We start from the raw sequence: 19,087 nt of genomic DNA, 5'->3' as shown, positions 1-19,087 counted from the left end.
CTCGCGTACCGGGTCGGCGACGTCCGCGACGGCGGCGCGGAACGCGTCAAGCGCGGGGTGCACCCAGCGGGCGCAGGCGTACGGCTTGAGGTAGCGCTCTCATGCCGCCCGGCGTGCTGGCGTTCATCACCGCTGGTGACGCACGGTGATGTATGACTACCTCTCCTGCTCCCGCTTCTAGCGTCGTACCGGCTGACCAACTCGTTCTGCGAGCCGCGGTTTCCGCCTTCCGCGGCCGCTACCGTGGTCAGACACGCGTCCATACCGAGTCCGACCTGCGAGTCTTCCTACGCTGGTGCACCGACCACGGCCTTGACCCGCTGGCTGCGGCCCGGGTGGACATCGAGCGGTACGTACGCTGGCTGCAGGACGTACGCCTGTACCAGCCCTCGACGGTCTCCCGCCGGCTGTCCGTCGTGGTCGGCTTCTACCGGGTCTGCGTCATCGACGCCATCCTGGAGCACTCGAGGGCCGACTACGTCCGCCGACCCACCGTGCCGGCCGAGTCACCGACCCTCGGACTGGGGCACCTACAGTTCGAAGCCCTGATCACCACCGCCCGACAGTCCACGAACCCGAACGACTTCAGGTTTGTCCCCCTGCTGGGCCTGCTCGGCCTGCGAATCTTCGAAGCCTGCGGGTCGAACATCACCGACCTCGGTGAGGAACACGGCCACCGGGTCCTACGCGTGCGCGGCAAGGGCGGCAAGGTCGTCCTCGTCTCGCTGCCACCCGCAGTCGCCCGAGCCATTGACCGGGCCGTCGATGAGCGCACCAGCGGGCCGATCCTGCACAACATCCATGCTCGACGGATGGACCGACACGCCGCCACCCGCCGACTCAAGCACCTGGCCGACACGGCGGGCATCCGGATGCCGAGGATGCATCCCCACATGCCGCGCCACACCTTCGTGACCACCATGCTCGACGCCGGCGTCAGCCTCCGCGACGTGCAGATCGCCGCCCGCCACGCCGACCCCCGAACCACCATGCGCTACGACCGCGCCCGCAAGAACCTCGACCGCCACCCCAACTACATCCTGGCCGTACATGGCCTCCGGGACGTAGCAAGCCCTCGCGGCTTGCCGATGAGCGGTCGCGTGAGAACCTTGACAGCGAGGTCTGGCCGCTACCCCCGGACGTGTCATGGGCGAGGTGTGGGCAGTACCGAAACTTCGGGCAGGTACGCGTCGTCGCGCATGTCGAGGACGGTCAGCACTACTGACGCCAGCGTCGCTGGCTGGATGCAGTCGGCCGCGTGGTACGGCCTACCAAACTTTGCGCGGACCTTCTGGAGCAACTCCGTCGCCGTACCGCCCTGGTAGATGGTGGTCACCCGCAGCCCGTGGCGGGCTTCCTCCTCCCGGAGGGCGTCGGCCAGCTCTCGCAGCCCGGCCTTGCTCGCTGTGTAGGCCGACCACCGAGGCACGGCATGTAGCCCTGGCGCTGCACTGACGAACACGACGTGACCAACCGCCTTGCGCAGCGCAGGCAGCAACGCGCGGGTAATCTCGGCGGCGGCCGCGACGTTGATGGTCAAGGTCTCCAACCATCGCGAGTACGGCGTTTCTTCGACGCTGGCAGCTTCGGCGACTCCGGCGCAGTGCACGATCGCCTCCAGGCGGTCAACTTCGGCGAGCGATTCGAGCACGTCGGTAGGGTTTCGTAGATCAAGCAGCACTGGGCTGCTCCGCGGTATCCCCGCACAGACCTGGTCGATCCGCGTAGCGTCCCGGCCCGCGGTCAGTACACGGTAGCCATGGTCGGCTGCCGCCCATGCCACCGCAGCGCCGATGCCGCCGCTCGCGCCGGTGATCAGTACCGTCCTCGCCACCTGGCCGATCTTGTCACGGTGGCACCACACGGTCTGAGTCAGACCGAAGCGCAGGTTGCATTTGCATGCCCACCACCACGGAACCCACTGTCATGCCGCTGACCGCCTGCCTGGTCGAGTTGGGAGGATTGCGGCTCAGTGCGCGCCGAAGCGAACGCGGCAAACGCCGCGCGGAGAAAGCCGCCGTGCACCGGGCCCGGACCCGCGCCGAACTCGAAACGGCCAGATCGGAGCGCGAAAGAGCCGAAGGAGAACTCGGCAAGGCCGAGCATGAAGTAAGCGCAGCCGCAGGCCGAGCGGTCGAGACGGCGGCGGTTGCCGGGCTCGGCGATCAGGTGCCGGTGTGGGCAACGTCCGGGGACGTTGACCGGTTCGACGCGGCGATTACCGCCCGCCGCGCTCAGGTCGGCACGCTCCGAAAATTGATCCGTGCCGCGAGTAAGGCCGCCGCGGTATGGGAGGCCCTCGACGACTCGGCGCAGAAGGCGAAGGAGCAGCTCGACGAACGGACCGAGGCGGCGAAGGCCACCGAGCATGCCTTTGGCGCATGCGCTGCAGGTCCTGTCCGACGATCTGGAGCGGTGGGCGACAGCGCTCGGCGGCATGCGGCGAAGTGGTAGCCGACCGGGTGTTGCCGTCCGGCGAGGCTGATCAGGCCGGTGGCGTTGACGAGGCTCCGGGTCGTGATTTCTGCTCGGGCAAGGGCCTGGCCAGCCAGGCTCAGGCGAACCTGAGCATGGCTGACCAGGCCACGTGTGGCTAGGCGTTGCCGGACCGTGCCTTCGGCAGCGTCCGCTCGGCGGTCAGCGTCACGGCGCCGCCCTTGTAGGACACCCGGAACATGTGGCCGCCCACGTTCAGGACCCGCCGTTCCGGCATGGAGTGGAAGTTGCCCTTGATCGAGGCCCCGCTCATGATCGTTAGTACCGTGCCCCGGGTGATGGGCGCGCGGACGTCCAGGGTGAGTTCGCCGTCCAGCACCAGGGCGCCCGTGGCCCGCACGCTCGTGTAGTCGCGGTCGCCGGAAATGGTGATGGCGAGGCGACCCGCCCGGCTGATGGTCACGTCGCCGCCGACCTTCAGGACGTTGCCCTGCGGAACGTCGGTGAGACTGACGGACAATGCGGACGCCGCTTCCGCTGCCGACAGGCCGGGCTGCAACACGCCGCTGTTGACGCGGATGCCGCCTCCCACGAAGCCGCTGCCGCCCAGCGTGCCGCCCTTGACGGCGACCGAGCTCGCGTGTGAGCCGGCGATCGAAAGCTTGCCGCCTTCCACCGTCGTGCCGCCCTCGTAGGTGGCGTGGCCCGACATGATCAGCATCCCGGAGCCCTGCATGGTCAAAGACGCCGTGTAGAGGTTGTTGTCGATGTTGTTCTGGATGAAGGCCGCGCGCGCGTCCATCCATTCCTTACGCCACTTGGTGGCGTCCTCATGGCTGATCTTGTCGTACAGTTCCGGGTGGCCGTTGGTGATGGCTTGGACGTAAGGATCAGTCAGAATGCCCTGAAGCATGAAGGCGTTTTCGCTGAGCTCGCCGTCCGGGCTCAGTACGTTGGGGCTGAATTCACCAGCGAAGGCGATGCCCTGTTTCTTGTAGGCCGCCAGCCACTCCCGATCCTCCCGCTCCCTTTCCTTGATCGCGATCTGGCTGATGTCGTTCGACCAGACGTCCAGGGGCGCCTTGTCCATGGTGTAGGTCATGCGGCCCAAGAACTGGCCCGGGCCGTACATGCCCTTGTCCAGGTCGGGGATGCCCCAACCCCAGCGCGCGTCCGGAACCCCGTCGGGAGCGGTCCAGGCGATGGATACCCCGGTGGGGGAGGTCTGACCCGTGCCGAGGAACCTCACACCGTCGGACATCTTGTTGTTCGCCGTGGTGAACATCAGATCACGGACCTGCTTGGCGTCCATGTTCGGATAGCGGGAGAGCAGAACCCCCATCACCGCCGTCGCCACGGGCGTCGCCGGAGACGTTCCGCTCGAGTTCGAATAGTTGGTGTCGCCACCGCTGTTCGTGGTCCGAACACTGTTCGACGGAGTGGACACCGTCCACCATTTGGCGAGCCCCGCCTCGTTGTATCCGAATTGCTTCGTGTATTCGGGGTTGGCCTCAGTGGGTGGCTGCACCCCGCCGACGCATACCCACTGCGCCTCCGCCGCAGGATTGAAGAAGGGGTACGCCGGGCGGAAGTACGGGTTGCTCCAGTCGTTGTTGCCGGCCGACCTCACGTTGACGGTACCGCTGTCCTTGATGGCGTCCCAGATGGCATCCATGAAGGAGCGTCCGGGGTAGTCCGGGTTGTATTGAATACCGTCTTCCGAATAGCTCTTCTTGAAGAGGAAGTACTGGTACTCCAGGTCCTTCAGATGCTCGTTGGGGATGATGATCGCCATCGCCGTGGCGCTGGCGCTGTCCTTACCCCGCAGTTGGTAAGCGTTGGCGAGGTTGCCATCGACCCCAAGGTCGTTACCCAGGCCGTCGAAGCGGCTCCTGTCAAGAGTCTGGACATAAGATCCCCAACTGCTGTTGATGACCTGGGCGCCTGCGTCAACCAGGGCCTTGTTGGCCGTACGCCAGTACACGTAATCATGGAAGGGGCCGTGGGACTGGGTATCGGAACCGCCGGTCATGGCGACATACATCGTCGAGCCAAAGGCGATGCCGTGCTGCTCTTTGCCATCGCGAATGCCAGAGGTGACACCAAGCATGCCGGTCCCGTGACTGTAGTCGCTCGTTCGCGCCTGGTCGCCGGCCACAGTGAACCGCTGGCCCGCAGTAAACGGGTTCGACGGGGTTACCGAGTTCCGGTACCCGAAGCCGGACGTTCCGTAGAACCCCTCTGCTCTCACCGGAACGATCAGCCCGGTCTGGAATCCTTCATGGGTAGGCCGGTAACCCGAATCCATCATGCCCAGCGCGACGCCCTGCCCGCGGTAACCAAGCGCGTAGGCGGTGGACGCGTTTACCGCGACGAGCTGCCAGGGGGAGTCGATCGCCGTGCCAGGGTTGGCAGGATTGTGGCCCGTGTAGTAGCCATACTCCGGCGTTTCCCAACTGGCTTTAGCGGCACCCAGTTCCCCCGGCGTCCTGGCGACAAAACCGGGGTCTCCCGGATACGCCGGCCCGCCGGCTGTACTGCCGGGGCTTGATGTCAGGCCTGTCTTGGGCGATGCCGAGGCGAACCCGGCCGGAAACAAGGCAATGCCGGCGCCGGCAATAAAGGTGCCACCCACTCGGCGCAGTAAATCCCGCCGACTCAAGAAACTCATACTCATCCCCGGTTCCTTCCGAAGGGTCGATCTCCAGTGGGCGGGGGCGCAGTCCTGCCGCCTTTATCGGGCAGCGAATGTCGTTGGCTTGTTCGGGGCCCCGACTGCCGCGCGAGCCGACGCATGGACGTCGGAACGGCGAGCTGGAAGTCTCCCGCAAGTCAGCCTCCCCTATATGGACACCAGATTCTTCTGCGGCAGAAGCCCCGCGTCAAGGGGTGAACATCGGCCCGCCGGGACGATCTGAATCGATATGAATAACTGCCATGCATCCGGTCACGGGTTGACTTCGTGGAGGTAATGTGCGACTTGCCCGTGATGGACTAATTGCGCAGATACGCCGGGGGCCGCGATTGCCTCGGCGGCGTGCCCGGTGAGAACCGACAGCTTGGCGAAGTCGTGGAGGCTCCCGTCCTCGCGGTTGTGGTGCTGACTTCAATCGCGAGCAGGTTGCCTGCGGGGCCTGGGTCGTGTCGTCGGTGGACAATCATGCGATGGCGACGAGAGCCGACGCCTCGGGGTGGACGGACCTCATCCGCATCGGCTTCTGATGTCCAGTTCTGTTGCTCGCATGGGGGTCCTGGTGTTGGCGGTGCTGTTCGACGACGACCTGGAGTGGTGGATCCAGGGCAGGGTGCTGTCGCACGTCATGAGGCTGGTCCCCGCCGACGTGGCCACAGTCAACGAGTTCGACGAGTGGCTCAGCCCCGGCCGGGCGATGGGACATCTGGACATCCGGAAGATCGAAGATCCGGAGGCTGCCAGGCGGCTCGTGCGTGCGCTGTCCGCGGGCGCCCGCAGGGCCCTGGAGGAGACGCGGACGCAGGAGCCGACAGACGAGGAGATGGTCGAGTTCTACCGTGGCCTCTGCCGGACGGTTGACAAGGCGGTTCGGCTTCCACATTTCTCGTGATGTGTCGCCGGCGCTGGGTCACGGTGGAAGCGGATGAGGCCGGCGAGGTGGTTCAGGGTTCGGGTGGACAGCGGAATCGCGGCAGGGCAAGCAGCACAGCGAGGCTTCCGGTCGGGGCATCGGATGTTGCTCGACGGCCTTCTGCCGGGAGCCTCGCTTTTGTCCACATCAGACCTTCAGGCCCGACAGTGACCTGCGCCTTCTGCGACTGACCTATCCGTCCCGGCCGGGACCGGCGTCAGTCACCGGAGATCCAGAGATATCCGCGCGCCCGGGTCGCCTCCTCGATGAGCGCCCCCAGCGCCTGCACGTCGACCCGGAGCTCCGGTTCACGGCTCGCGATCTCGTCCAGCTCCGCGGTCAGCTGCGGCAGCTGGATCAGGTTGATCATGGTGTCGCCGTAGGAATCGATCCTCGACACCAGGTGGTGCCGCTCCCGGTCGCTCGCCGCCACCAGGCGTCGCAGCGAGGAGCCTGCTTCCATGCCGGCATAGCGTTGCTCGTGCACCTGGTTCTCGACATACACATCGAACCCCACCGCCGCGCCTCCCTCACGAAGTGGCCGGCCAGGGAATAGCCCCCCGGCAGGCCGACCGTACGGTCGTCAGTCCTCGCAGGGAATCGGGTATCTCGTTCGCGCGCCGCCCCGCCTGTCCTGAACCACCAGGCAACAACTCGTGATCTGTGCGCCACTGTCCTTCCACGTCCGACCGACCGGCTTGCCGGCCTTCGCCTCCGTTGCACGGACACGTGTCCGCCTCGACGACGAGGTCGTCGAGATCGTCGAAATCCAGGATCCGCGTCAACGGCTGCCGACGAGGCCAGCGCCAGGAACCTCAGGGACCGCTCAGCCATTCTCGAAATCGGTCGCGATGTCGCTCAACGCGATCCGGTTCGGCTCGCCGGTCTTGGTGATGAGGCTGGAGACGTGCCGCTCCACCGTGCGCGGCGACAGGTGTAGTCGCTTGGCGATTTCGCGGTTGCTCAGCCGGCCGGTGAGCAGCCGCAGCACCTCCCACTCGCGTACCGTCACGCCCGCCGCCCGCAGCTCAGGTGGGATCTCTGCGGCACCGCGCCGGCGTTGGGTGACCCGCGCGCCAGCTTGGCGCAGCAGCGTGCGACACGCCCCGGCGACGGGCGTGACCTTAGCCTGGTGGAAGTAGTCCTCGGCGGCACGCAGCCACTCCACAGGTGTGCCCCAGCCATCGGTGAGCGCCGACTCGGCGACCAGCCGCAGGGCGAGGTGCCGCCCCATCGCGTACAGCGCGCCGACCTCCATGGCCTCGGCCACGGTGGCGGTCGCGGCGTCGTGCTGACCCGCGCGGCCAAGCAGGACCGCCCGGGCGAAGAGCGCGAACTGCCGGTCCCACCGTAGTTGGCTCGCCGGTGTGCCGACGATGGCTTCGTACGCGGCGAAGCTGACCTCGCCGGCCGTCGCCCGCAACAGCAACTGGAGGCCGAGCCGTCCACCGAGGTGGAACACGGTCGGGTTCGTCTCCTCCGCCCGTACGGCCAGGGACAGCTCGTCCAGCGCCCGGGGCCGGTCCTCCTCCAGCAGCGCGCAGAACGTGCCAGCCAGCCCGTGGACCCGCTGCGTGTGCAGGCTCTCGTCGCCGCCCCAGCGCCGGAACTCAGCGAGCGCGTCCTGCATCTCCGCCCGCCGGCCCTGGTGGGCGGCGAGCACCGCGCTGAGCAGCAGCACGTACTGGGTGGTCTCCATCAGCTTCAGGCGGGTCGTCGCGGTGAGGACCTGGTCGATCAGGTTCTGCGCGGCCGGGTAGTCGCCGCGCATGATCAGGTGCAGCGCGATGCTCGCCTCGGCCTGCTGGCGGGCGGTCACCGCCCCGGCCCGCAGCGCTCGTTCCCGGGCCTGTTCCAGCCGGTCCAGTGTGCCGTGCAGCAGCGCGTCGTCGTTGCCGAGCCGGATCAGCGCGTGGACCTCCCAGATCGGCAGGCCGTGCTCGGCAGCGATGGACCGGGCCTGCTCCAGGCAGCGGGTGGCCTCGGCCGGGTCGCGATGCCGGACGAGCGCACCGAGCAACTGCCAGGCCTGACAGGCCACCACCGGCAGCGGCACGGCGGCGCCGACGGTGGCGGCCCTGCGGGCCAGGGTCTCGGCGACCTCCATCTGGTCCCGCCCTGGCGTGTCCAGGGCCAGGTGTGCGGCGACGATGTCTATCGGGGCTTCGTCCTCCGCCGCGGGGTCCGGGCCGAGCAGCTCACGGGCGATCTCCACCTGGGCCAGCGCGTCGGTCAGCTCCCCGGCCAGCACCGCGGTCCAGGCCAGCCGGGTGTGCAGCCTGGCCTGCCGCCGAGCGGGAAGGCCGGCCACCTGGTCCGGACTGTTGACCAGCTCCAGTGCCCGCCGGACCAGGCCAGCCTCGCCGAGGGCCTGCAGGAGTGTCTCCAGGGTGTCGGTGCGGGCCTCGGCCGGCCCGTCGGCCTGGAGCTCCCAGGCCCGGTCGAGTAGGGCGACGGCCGAGGTGGCGGCACCCTGCGCGAGGGCCCTCCGGCCGGCTTCGGCAAAGAGTCGACCGGCCAGCAGGGTGTCGCCGGTCTCGACGCGCAGGGTGGCGGAGATCTGGCACCACTCACCCGGCAACTCCGGGTGGACCTTCGCGACGGCCTCGGCGACGGTGTGGGCCAACTCCCGCCGGTCGGCCGGCTCGACCAGGGCGAGCAGCGACTCGCGGGTGACGCGGTGCCGGAAGGTGTACCAGTCGGTCAACTGGTCGTCCGGGGCCACGAGCTGGGCAACGATGTCGCCGTGCAGATGGTTGAGCAGGTCGCGGTCGCTGAGCCCGGTCGCCGACTGCACCACGGCCACCGAGAAGCGTTGCCCGATCAGGGCGCCGCAGGACAGCAGCTCCCGGGCCTGCGGGCTCAGCTTCTCGATCCGGTGCGCCATGCTTCGGGCGAAGGCGGGGGGCAGCGTCGCGGGCGCCTGTGGAGTGACGAACCACCCCTGTGGACCGTGCCGGAGCAGTCCGTTGTCCACCATCGCCGCGAGGATCTCCTCGATGAGGAACGGGTTGCCGCCACTGCCGCCCCAGAGCAGCTCGGCCGCAGCCGTGGGCAGGTCGTCCGCCACCCCGCCGAGGCAGGCTCCGGCCATGGCGCGCAGGTCCTCGGGCCCGAGACCGCCCAACTCGATCAGGCTGCACCGGCCGCGGCGGGCCGCCGCCCGAGCGACCTCCAGCGCGGGGGAGTCGTCCGCCCGCAGGACGCCGACCAGCAGGGTGGGCTGCTGGTCGAGGTTGTCGATCAGATATTCGACCACCATGAGCGTCTCGGCGTCGGCGTCCTGGAGATCGTCGAGGACCATCAGGCAGCCGCTGTCCTGGCCGGCGAGACCGGTCAGCCGGAGCACCGCCTCGGCCAGGATCACCACCGATCCCGCCTCCTGGTCGGCGGGAGGGCTGCCCCAGTCGGGCACCAACCGGCCGAGGATCGGCCCGTACGGGCCGAGCGCCGCGATGTCCACCGTGGCCGAACGGAGCAGGGAGAGCACCGCCTCGGTGAGCGGGCGCAGCGGCACTCCGGTGCCGAGTGCGCTGGCCCGCCCCCGCAGCAGACTCATTTCGGCGGTGTAGGCGGACTCGGCGGCCGCCGCGGCGAGCCGCGACTTGCCGACGCCGGCCTCTCCGACGATGAAGACCGCGCCCCCGCGCCCTACGCGGGCAGCCTCGATCATGCCGATCAGCGCACCGAATTCCGCATCTCGGCCGACCAGGACGCGTGATCGTTGCACGGCGGCAACGATAGCGAGGCACTTCATCGATAACCAGGGTCAGACAGCAGGCGCACCGAGCCTGGCGGGATTATCGTCCGACCGTACCGATCGCCGCGCTGACCGGGTGGTTTCCACCCAGGGTCACAGGGCGAAGGTGGGGCAGCACGTGGTGAGCGGGGCGGCGGCGTCGACGGCTCCGGCATCGCCGCCGACCAGGTGTCCAACCAGGAGACCCACCGGGATGGCCAGACCGGCCAGGGCCGCCGTACGCAGGCCGAAGGCCACCATCGGGCTGACCTTCGGCTCCCCGACGGGGTGCGGCTCCTCGACGTGGGCGGTCTCGACGTCGGCGAGGTCGGCGGTGTGCTGGTGAACCATCATTGTTCTTCTCTCCTCGAATTGAACGGGTTGGTGAGCGACAGCCAGCCGGGTCCGGTTGGCTGCGGGGCGGGTTCCAGGAGCAACGCGGACGGAATGCGTGCGGCCATGGCGGAGCGCAGCAGTCCGTAGCCGATGCCGGCGAGGCCGGTCAGCAGCCCCGGTGTGAGCACTCCGTCGGGTGTGCCGCAGTAGCGCGTCTGCCACTGCAGGGAGTTGAGGAGCAGAGTGGTCCGCTGCCGTTGCGCGGCGGCGGCCACAGCGCCAGCCGGCCCGGCGGCCAGCACGGTCAGCGCCTCACCGACGCCGGACTCACCGTGGCAGAGACTCAGGTCGCGCGACAGCGGCCGGTTGGCCAGGCGCCGGACGAGGTGAGCCGGCGCATCCGGGGCCGCCGTGGGGGAGGTGCCCGGGTCGTGCCGGCCGGCGAGGGCGAGGGCCAGACCGGCGGTGCCGGCACACCACCCGGACGAGTGGGTCGGGGTCTGCCGGGCGTGCCGCAGAGCTTCCCGTGCCGCGTCCGCGTGCTGCGGCGAGCCGCCGCCGACGTCGACGAACCGTTGCAGGGCGTACGCGATGCCGGCCGTGCCATCGGCGAAGCCAGCCGGGCTGGCGGGGTGATCGAACGCGGTCGTACCGGTCAGCTGGTCGGCGCAGGTCCGGGCCAGCGCCGCCGCCCGATCGAGTCCCAGCTCGGCGTGGATGGACGTCATCGCGGCCAGGCAGCCGGCCCTGCCGGTGGCCCAGTCGTCGGTGGCGGGGCCGGCAACCGCGACCTCGGCGAGTTCGACCGCCGTGTCGACCCACCGACCGATCTCCGGGTCGTCGAGCAGCACGGCCAGCCGGGCCAGCCCGTAGGCCAGGCCGCCGAGGCCGTGCAGCCCGCCGCAGCCGATCGCCGTGACCAGCTCGGGTCGATCCGAGAGCAGGCGCAGCAGCCCCGGCGTCGCGGCGACCGCCCGACGGGCCACGTCGCCGTAGCGGGCCACGCCGCTGACGTGAGCGAGCTGGCCGAGGAAGAGCGCCACGCCGAGGTACCCGTTGGCCAGGCCGGCGCCCATCGGGAGCAGCAGCCACTGCCGGTTGTCGACCAGCTCCAGGCCGAGCCAGTTCACCCGGTCCCGGCCCGGTGCGCCACGGGCGACGATCTGGTCGGCGATCGCACAGGCTGCCGAGACCAGCCGTTCGGGTGGGGCGGCGGTTCCGAGCGACGGCCCCGGCATCGGCGCCGTGTCACCGTGCGCGCCGGCCGGCCGGCGGGTGGCCAGGCTGGCCATGATGACCCACTCCTGGTCCTGCCGGTCGGCCTCGCCGAGCCCGGCGATCCGGTCCAGCGCCGCGTCGACGCCGCTGCGGTACAGCGGCAGTGCGGTCGGCTCCCCGTCGGCTGCCAGCTGGGAGCTGTCGGCCCGGGCGTGGAAGTACGGCACGTCACCGCGCCACAGGGCCACGATCTCGTGGTGGGCGAACATCGGGTCGCCGGGGAGTGTGGTCCGGCCGCAGAGCTGCCCGAGGAAGCGGTCCCGGTCCAGACCGTCGCGCAGCAGGCTCGGATGGGTGGCCTCGTCGAGCAGCGTCCGGTAGGCCCAGGTGGGCCGCACGACGAGTCGCACCGTCATGGCCGACGACGCCTTGACCAGCTGGGCGAAGTCCCCGCGGTGGGCCTCGATCGCTTCGTAGCCGAGCCGGAAACCCTCCAGCATCGCCGCCTCGTGGTCCTCCGGGTCGATCACCCGGTCGTCGAGCCGGGGCCGGTTCGAGGCACCGTCGAAGGTGGACGCGCGACGTACCAGGCGCATCTGGTCGGTGCCCGGCTCGGCCCAGTCGATCCGACTGACCGGGCTCTGCCGGCCCTCGTCGCCACCGGCGCCGGACAGGTCCATGATGCCCTGCTCACCGACGACGATCAGTGGCAGCAACGCGGTTCGGTGCACGGACGCGGCGAGCAGGTCGGCGGCTGGATCGCCGCTCTGGGTCGCGGGCCGCCAACTGGGGCTGAACAATGTCTCGACGTCGATGGCCACGGAGTCCTCGCCGCTGGCGATGACGTTCTCGAGTGCAGATCGGTGGTGTTGAGCGCGTGGGCGAGCGCCAGCAGCGCGCCCTGCCGTCGATAGAAGCGATCCGCGCCGTCCGGGTCGGTCAGCGGTGCCGCGATCACGAACTCGGTCCAGCCGTACTCCGGGCGGACCAGGCAGGCGGCCGTCCGCATGCCGACGGTGGGCACCATCCGGTTCATCCAACCGACGAAGGCCGCCAACCGGTCGTCGTGGGTGAGATCCCGGGGCTTGTAGACCAACCGCCGGCCGTCGGCGAACTGGACCACGGTGGTGGTCCGGCCGGCCCGGTGCGGGTCACCACGTCTGTCGTCGACGGCCACCAGCGGGCCGGGGTCGACGCCGCCCAGCAGCGTGTCGACCAGGCGGCCCCGGTCGGCGGTGTACCGGTCGAGCAACTCCAGCATCGCGTCGGTGGCGTGTACGGTGGCCTGCCCGAGCAGCCGGGCCAGGACCGGAAAGTCGGTGAACAGCGCGACCAGCCCCGCCGGGGTGGCGATCTGGCGGACGAAGTCGACGAAGCGGGCGCGGCTGTCGGCGCCCTGGAGGAGGCCGGCGGCCCTGCGCCGGTGCAGCTCCTCGACGAGGGTACGGGCGGCCAGCGCGGTCAGTTGCCGTTCCAGTGCGGCCCGCAACGCGGTATCCAGCACGCCCAGCTCGACCTGGGCGGCGGTCACCGCGCCGGCGTCCCGGCGCAGGCGAGCCCTCGCCTGCTCGACCAACGGGCGCAACGGCAGCGCGAACGCCGCCGTCCAGTCCGCCGGGACCGGCACCGACGGGCGCGGTGCGGGGGCGCGCACCGCGGACTCGATCAGGACCGCCCAGGGCGGCGTGTCGACCCGCGCGGCGAGGTGCCCGTCCTCCTCGGCGAGGAACGTGAGCAACCGTTTCTCGTCGACGTCCAGCCCGCCCAGCAGGGCGTCCAGCTCCGGGCCGCCCTCGGCCCGCCACAGCCCCAGCCGCCGCCGCGCCTGCCCGAGCCGCACGGCGTCCACCGGGTGGGTGCCGCCGCCGACGGTCACCCGCTCGTGCAGCGCCAGACCCCGCGCCCACCAGCCCCGGCGGAGTCGGGGCGACTCGGCCGGAGCGAGGCCGGGTGACCCGTCGACGTCCGTGGTGTTCATCGAATCGAGGGTGCCAAGCGGAGGCGGGTAACTCATGCGTGGGATCCACCCAAATTCTTGTCGACCTGGCTGCTCGGCGCGGATCGCGCACACTCCGGTGCTGCCCGGACGACAGTCGGTGATGACCACCCGCAGGGCGGTGACCGGGGTCCGGTGTCGGTGGGGCGGCGACATGACGTCGGTACGGGACGACGGAACTTGGGTGCCCGGCACCGATGCGTCGACGCGCGAGGGTGGTCGACTCTCCGACTGTTCGATGGGCCGACCTGATCGGAGCAACTGTGGAGTTTCGCGTACTGGGGCCGGTGAGCGCCTGGCGCGACGGCGGTGAGGTCCCGTTGGACGGTGCCAAGCAGCGCACCGTCCTGGCCGTCCTGTTGCTCGCCCGGGGGCGAATCGTCTCCGACACGCGACTCTGCCAGCTGCTGTGGGACGAACACCCACCGGCTACGTTCGCCGCCCAGCTCTACAACTACGTCTCCCGCCTGCGCAAGTATCTCGGCGACGAGGTGGAGATCGTCCGGCAGTGGTCCGGCTACCTGTTGCGGATGGGGGACAGCCGGCTCGACCTCGACGAGTTCGAGCGGATGGCCGGGTCGGGTCGGGACGCACTGCGCTCCGGTCGGCACGAGGTGGCCGCGCAGGAACTGCACGGGGCGTTGGCGCTGTGGCGCGGGACGACGCTCGCCAACGTCACCGACCACCTCGTCGAGGCGGAGTCGCCCCGGATGGCGGAGGTGCGGATGGCGGTCCTGGAGGATCGCATCACTGTCGACCTGATGCTGGGCCGGCAGGCTGAGCTGGTCGTGGAGCTGAGCGACCTGGTCGCCGCGCAGCCGCTGCACGAGCAACTGCGCAGCCATCTGATGACGGCGCTGCTGCGCTGCGACCGTCAGGCCGACGCGCTGGCCGTCTACCACGAGGGTCGGCGGGTGCTCGCCGACGAGTTGGGGGCCGATCCGGGACCGGCGCTGGCCGAGGCGTACCGGGCGGTGCTCGCCGGCCCCGGAACGCGCGACGTCGCGGTCGGACCACGGACCGGACCGGGCTGGCGTGACGTCCGGCCGGCGATGCTGCCACCCGGGGCGCAGGACTTCTGCGGCCGGGAGCAGGAGCTGCGGGAGGTGGCCGGCCTGCTCGCCGAGACGTCCGGGTCCGCCCCGCAGCGGACGCTGCTGACCGGGATGGCCGGCGTCGGCAAGTCGGCGCTGGCGCTGCGGGCCGCGCACCTGTGCCGTGGCGAGTTCCCGGACGGGCAGCTCTACGCCGACCTCGGCGGCACCCGGGGCAACTCCACCGACCCGGGTGACGTGCTGGGCTGGTTCCTCCGGAGTCTGGGCAACGCCGAGGAGGCCATCCCGAGGCGCCTGGACGAGCGCGAGTGCCTCTACCGCAGCCAGTTGGCCGGTCGTCGGGTGCTTGTGGTGCTCGACAACTCCGCCAACTACGCGCAGGTCCGCCCGCTGTTGCCCGGTGATCCGTCCTGCCGGGTGATCCTGACCTGCCGCGGTCGTCTCTCCGAGCTGCCCGGTGTCACCCGCGTCGAGGTGGGCATCCTCGATCCGGCGCAGGCGCTGGAGATGTTCGCCGCGATCGTCGGCCCGCGGCGGGTGGCCGCCGAGCCCGGCGCCGCACACCGGATCGTGCAGTTGTGCGGGCGGCTCTCGATCGGCATCCGGGTGGCGGCGGCGCGGCTCATCGCGCGGCCGCACTGGTCCCTGCGCTACCTCGCGCAGCGGCTGGCCGACGAACGGTTCCGGCTCAACGAGCTGCGGCTCGGGACGCTGGACGTGCGGGCCCGCATCGAGGGCAGCTATCAGGAGCTTGCGACCGACAGTCAGGTCGCGTTGCGCCGGCTGGCACTGCTGAGAACCGCCGAACTCCCGATCGGGGCCGCCGCGCGCGTGCTCGGCGTGACGCCGCGGGTGGGGGAGGAGGTGGCCGAGAGCCTGGTCGACGCCCGGCTGCTGGAGATCGCGGGCTCGGACGGCGGTCGGCGGCAGCGACACCGCTTCCACGACCTGGTCCGCGTCTTCGCGCGGGAGAAGGCCGACCCGGTGGACCACCGCACGGTGACCACCGGGTCCGCGTTGTGCGCCTAGCCGCTCCGGCGGATTGCGTGGTGCGCGCGCCGGCCGGCGTATGGAGAAGATATAGCTGGTACCGGCACGGTCAGGACGTGACCATCCTGATCCCGCCCGAGTGCGCGACCAGCGCGCGGATCGATCTCGACCACGCCAGCGGGGACGAGATCGTCGCCCGCGTCCGGCCCGACCGGGACGACCCGGTCTTCGCCGGGCACTATCCCGGCTTCCCTCTGCTGCCCGGCGTCTACATCGTCGAGTACGTGCACCGCGCCGTCCTCGCGGCGATGCCGTCGGCGATCCTCGCCGAGCTGGTGTCCTGCCGGTTCCTGCGAACGATCGATCTCGACGACGAGTTGGTCGTCACCATCCGGTACGACGGCGGGCTCCACCGGGGCGCGGTCACCGTGTCGGGTGCGCCGGCCGCCGAGGTGCTGCTGCGCTACCAGGAAGGACACGGTTGATGCTCGACCGCGACGACATCCGGCGGCTCATCCCGCACCGCCCGCCGATGCTCCTGGTCGACCGGGTCGGTGAACTGGTGCCCCGGCGCCGGCTGCTGGGCAGCTACACCGTGACCGGGCCCCGGCCGCTGCCCGCCGTGCTGCTGTTGGAGTCGTGGGGGCAGGCCGCGCTCGTGCTGATCAGGCACGACCGGCCGATGCCCGACGTGCTGGCCGACGGGGTGCCGATCGCGGGCGCCTTCGAGGGGATCCGCTTCGGCCGGCCGGTGCTGCCGGGCGAGACGGTCGAGCACCGGGTCGAACTGATCCGGCTTATCGCCGACACGGGGTTCGTGCGGGGCGAGAGCGTGGTCGGCACCGAGGTGGTCATGCAGGTCGGTCGTCTGGTCGGCGCGGTGCGCCCGGCGGCCGCGCTTCGCCCCGCCGTCCTGGCCGGGGTCTCCGACGTCAAGGAGTCGACATGAGTGAGATCCGACGACCGGTCGCCCTGGTCAGTGGCGGGTCCCGAGGGATCGGCCGGGCCGTGGTCCGGCAGCTCGCCGCGGACGGGTACGACGTGGCCTTCTGCTACCAGAGCAACCGGGAGGCCGCCGAGAAGGTGGCCGCGGAGGTGCTGGAGGTCGGTGGTGCCCGGGTGCTGGCCCGGCAGGTGGACGTCGCCGACGCCGCCCAGGTGCGGGACTTCGTCACCGAGGTGGAGCGGGACCTGGGCGGGATCGCCGCGGTGGTGACCGTCGCCGGGATCATCCGTGACCGGCCGCTGGCCATGATGGCCGACGGGGACTGGCAGTCGGTGATCGACGTCAACCTCGGGGGTGTCTACAACGTGTGCCGGGCGGCGATCCGCCGGATGATGCGGCGTCGCGGCGGCGCCATCGTCGCGGTCTCCTCGGTGGCGGGCATCACCGGCAGCCCCGGTCAGACCAACTACTCGGCCTCGAAGGCCGGCATCATCGGCTTCACCAAGGCGCTGGCGAAGGAGGTCGGCCCGTACGGCATCCGGGTCAACGCCGTGGCGCCGGGTTTCATCGAGACCGACATGCTGAACGACCTGCCGGCCGGGCTGGCCACGGGCGTGCAGCAGCGGACCGCGCTCGGCCGGCTCGGCCAGGTGGAGGAGGTCGCCCCGGTGGTGACGTTCCTGCTCTCGGAGCGGGCCTCCTACCTGACCGGGCAGGTCGTCACGGTTGACGGTGGTCTGACGTTCTGACCCGCTGTGCCGCGAGCCGGGCCCGCATGGCCTCCAGGCGGGCCTGGCTCGCCTGTGCCCGGGCCCGGTGCGCGGTGATCCGCGGATAGGCGGTGCCGAGCAACCGGGTGAGCAGGTCGACCCGGCGGGCGTCCGCACCGACGATGATCTTCACCCGGTTGCGGCGGATCCCGCGCAGGATGATCCGGGCGGCCTGCTCGGCCGAGGTCGTCGCCTCCCGGGCGTAGCGCTGCCGGATCCCGCCGTAGCCGAGCCCCTTCGCGACCCGGGCGTTGTGGAAGATGTCGGTCCGCACCGTGCCCGGGTAGACGCAGCTGACCCGTACCGGCACGTCGCCGACCCGCATCTCCTGGAGTACCGCCTCGGTGAAACCCCGGACGGCGAACTTGGCCGCGTTGTACGCGCTCTGCGCGGGCGCCGCGACGAGCCCGTACATGCTGGACATGTTCACCAGGTGTCCCCGGGAGGCGACGAGTAGCGGCAGGAACGCCTGGGTGCCGTGCACCACGCCCCAGAAGTCGACGTCCAGCACCCACCGCATGTCGTCCCACTCGGCCTCGGTGATCGAGGCCAGCAGGGTCACCCCGGCATTGTTGATCACCAGGTCGGCGCCGCCGAAGTCGGCGCGTACCTCCTTGGCGTGGGCCCGCACCGCCAGCCTGTCGGTGACGTCGAGCCGGTAGGTGCGGACCTCGGCCGCCCGTTCGGCGCAGCTCGCGGCGGTCTGCGCCAGGCCCTCGGCCGCCGCGTCGGAGAGGGCCAGGCGGGCGCCCCGCGCGGCCAACTCGACCGCCAGCGCCCGACCGATGCCCGAACCCGCACCGGTGACGACCGCGACCTTCGATCGGAACTCCTCCATGCGCGCCCCCTCGGAATCGGCGTGCCGCCTGCGGCGGCACACGTCCGCCGTACGGTCCGGGGCCGGGCTATCTCTTTTCCATACCGGACGCGATGTAGAGAAGTTATGAGAGCCCCGCCGAACACTGCCTCCGGACGGTGCCACCAGGACGCCGACCAGCGTGGTGCGGAGGAGGCGATGGCACAGATGACAGGCGCGGCAATCACCGGGCTCGGGGCGTACCGGCCGAACAGACTGATCACCAACGAGGAGATCTCCGAGGAAGCCGGCGTGACTCCGGAGTGGATCGAGGAGCGGACCGGCATCCGGTCGCGCTACCGGTCCGGCCCGGAGGAATCCGTCACGATGATGGCCGCCGAGGCCGGAGGCAAGGCGCTGGCCATGGCCAACGTCGACCCGGCCGAGGTGGACCTGGTCATCCTCGCCTCGGCGACGAAGAAGGACCGCATCCCGGGCGGGGCGCCAGAGGTGGCCAGCCGGATCGGCATCACCGCCACCGGGGCGTTCGACCTGAACGCCGCCTGCGCCGGCTTCGCCTACTCGATCGGGCTCGCGTCGAACGAGATCCGGATGGGCAACGCCCGCAACGTGCTCGTCGTCGGTGCCGAACAACTCAGCCGATTCATCGACCCGGAGGACCCGGCGACGTACGTCATCTTCGGCGACGGTGCGGGTGCCGCTGTGGTCTCCCCCTCGGAGGTCGACGGGATCAGCCCCACCGTGTGGGGCAGCGACGGCTCGCGGGCCGACATCCTCGGCACCAAGTGGGACGCCAACGGCCGCGAGTTCGCCAAGATGGACGGACCCCTGGTTTACCGCTGGTCGACGAAGAACGTGCCGAGGGTGGCCCGCAAGGTGTGCGCCTTCGCCGGCATCGAGCTGTCGGACATCGACTGGTTCGTGCCGCACCAGGCGAACCTCCGCATCGTCGATCAGCTGGCCGAGATCCTCCAGATCCCGGACGAGAAGGTCGCCAAGGACATCGTCGACACCGGCAACACCTCGGCCGCGTCGGTGCCGCTGGCGCTCAGCCGGCTGCACGAGAGCGGTCGGACCACCCCGGGCGACCGCGTGATGCTCCTGGGCTTCGGGGCGGGACTCGCCTACGCCGGTCAGATCATCCGGATGCCCTGACCCACTTCGATCAAGATCTCCCTT

Annotated in this window: 13 protein-coding genes and 2 pseudogenes; 8 read left to right on the top strand and 7 right to left on the bottom strand. The window is 70.3% G+C overall.

The genetic code is table 11. From position 1 onward, the window contains the following. Positions 1 to 152 precede the first annotated feature (152 nt). Positions 153 to 953: pseudogene (locus ABZS77_RS29245) on the top strand (tyrosine-type recombinase/integrase); the annotation flags it as partial. A 191-nt stretch (positions 954 to 1,144) separates the two neighbouring features. Here ABZS77_RS29245 and ABZS77_RS29240 read toward each other — a convergent pair. Further along, complete coding sequence (locus ABZS77_RS29240; RefSeq protein ID WP_354829484.1) at positions 1,145 to 1,834, bottom strand: SDR family oxidoreductase; 690 nt, start codon at positions 1,832 to 1,834, stop codon at positions 1,145 to 1,147. 65 nt (positions 1,835 to 1,899) lie between these two features. On the opposite strand from ABZS77_RS29240, the gene ABZS77_RS29235 reads away from it, so the two are divergent. Further along, on the top strand, positions 1,900 to 2,454 hold the full coding sequence (locus ABZS77_RS29235) for a hypothetical protein (RefSeq protein ID WP_354829482.1): 555 nt from the start codon (positions 1,900 to 1,902) through the stop codon (positions 2,452 to 2,454). 139 nt (positions 2,455 to 2,593) lie between these two features. Here ABZS77_RS29235 and ABZS77_RS29230 read toward each other — a convergent pair whose 3' ends face one another. Next, complete coding sequence (locus ABZS77_RS29230) at positions 2,594 to 5,113, bottom strand: S8 family serine peptidase (RefSeq protein WP_354829480.1); 2,520 nt, start codon at positions 5,111 to 5,113, stop codon at positions 2,594 to 2,596. Between the two features lie 565 nt (positions 5,114 to 5,678). Here ABZS77_RS29230 and ABZS77_RS29225 point away from each other — a divergent pair. Beyond that, a complete protein-coding gene (locus ABZS77_RS29225; protein ID WP_354829477.1) occupies positions 5,679 to 6,020 on the top strand; it encodes a hypothetical protein in 342 nt (113 codons plus the stop codon). 238 nt (positions 6,021 to 6,258) lie between these two features. Here the strand turns inward: ABZS77_RS29225 and ABZS77_RS29220 are convergent, their stop codons facing one another. From ABZS77_RS29220 to ABZS77_RS29205, 4 genes and pseudogenes are all read right to left on the bottom strand, one after another. Then, the gene (locus ABZS77_RS29220) at positions 6,259 to 6,558 is read right to left on the bottom strand and encodes a hypothetical protein (RefSeq protein ID WP_354829474.1); all 300 of its coding nucleotides are present in this window, start codon (positions 6,556 to 6,558) and stop codon (positions 6,259 to 6,261) included. A gap of 309 nt (positions 6,559 to 6,867) precedes the next feature. Next, entirely contained in the window at positions 6,868 to 9,771 is a 2,904-nt protein-coding gene (locus ABZS77_RS29215; protein ID WP_354829471.1) for an AAA family ATPase, read from the bottom strand. Between the two features lie 123 nt (positions 9,772 to 9,894). After that, on the bottom strand, positions 9,895 to 10,134 hold the full coding sequence (locus ABZS77_RS29210; protein WP_354829468.1) for a hypothetical protein: 240 nt from the start codon (positions 10,132 to 10,134) through the stop codon (positions 9,895 to 9,897). Further along, a pseudogene (locus tag ABZS77_RS29205) lies at positions 10,131 to 12,595 on the bottom strand (type 2 lanthipeptide synthetase LanM family protein). Before ABZS77_RS29205 ends, ABZS77_RS29210 begins: the two are co-directional and overlap by 4 nt. Before the next feature lie 998 nt (positions 12,596 to 13,593). Here ABZS77_RS29205 and ABZS77_RS29200 point away from each other — a divergent pair. The 4 genes from ABZS77_RS29200 to fabG all read left to right on the top strand — a co-directional run bounded on the left by ABZS77_RS29200 (position 13,594) and on the right by fabG (position 17,070). Next, entirely contained in the window at positions 13,594 to 15,414 is a 1,821-nt protein-coding gene (locus tag ABZS77_RS29200; protein ID WP_354829465.1) for a BTAD domain-containing putative transcriptional regulator, read from the top strand. A 77-nt stretch (positions 15,415 to 15,491) separates the two neighbouring features. Next, positions 15,492 to 15,860, top strand: coding sequence for a hypothetical protein (locus ABZS77_RS29195; protein ID WP_354829462.1), 369 nt, complete (start codon positions 15,492 to 15,494; stop codon positions 15,858 to 15,860). Then, positions 15,860 to 16,324: a beta-hydroxyacyl-ACP dehydratase gene (locus ABZS77_RS29190; protein WP_354829459.1), complete on the top strand. Its 465-nt coding sequence runs from the start codon at positions 15,860 to 15,862 to the stop codon at positions 16,322 to 16,324. Before ABZS77_RS29195 ends, ABZS77_RS29190 begins: the two co-directional genes overlap by 1 nt. Next, positions 16,321 to 17,070, top strand: coding sequence for a 3-oxoacyl-ACP reductase FabG (gene fabG, locus ABZS77_RS29185; protein WP_354829456.1), 750 nt, complete (start codon positions 16,321 to 16,323; stop codon positions 17,068 to 17,070). The genes ABZS77_RS29190 and fabG overlap by 4 nt, the downstream gene beginning before the upstream one ends. Here fabG and ABZS77_RS29180 read toward each other — a convergent pair. Beyond that, positions 17,042 to 17,929 (bottom strand): SDR family NAD(P)-dependent oxidoreductase, encoded by an 888-nt coding sequence (locus ABZS77_RS29180; protein ID WP_354829453.1) that lies wholly within the window; start codon positions 17,927 to 17,929, stop codon positions 17,042 to 17,044. The two genes, fabG and ABZS77_RS29180, sit on opposite strands and share 29 nt — an antisense overlap. 177 nt (positions 17,930 to 18,106) lie before the next feature. On the opposite strand from ABZS77_RS29180, the gene ABZS77_RS29175 reads away from it, so the two are divergent. Continuing rightward, positions 18,107 to 19,063, top strand: coding sequence for a beta-ketoacyl-ACP synthase III (locus ABZS77_RS29175; protein WP_354829450.1), 957 nt, complete (start codon positions 18,107 to 18,109; stop codon positions 19,061 to 19,063). Positions 19,064 to 19,087 lie beyond the last annotated feature (24 nt).

It is taken from the genome of Micromonospora sp. NPDC005298, from assembly GCF_040607375.1.
Lineage (GTDB): Bacteria > Actinomycetota > Actinomycetes > Mycobacteriales > Micromonosporaceae > Micromonospora.
Note: the sequence above shows the minus strand (reverse complement) of the source record. Positions and strands in the feature narration are given on the sequence as shown.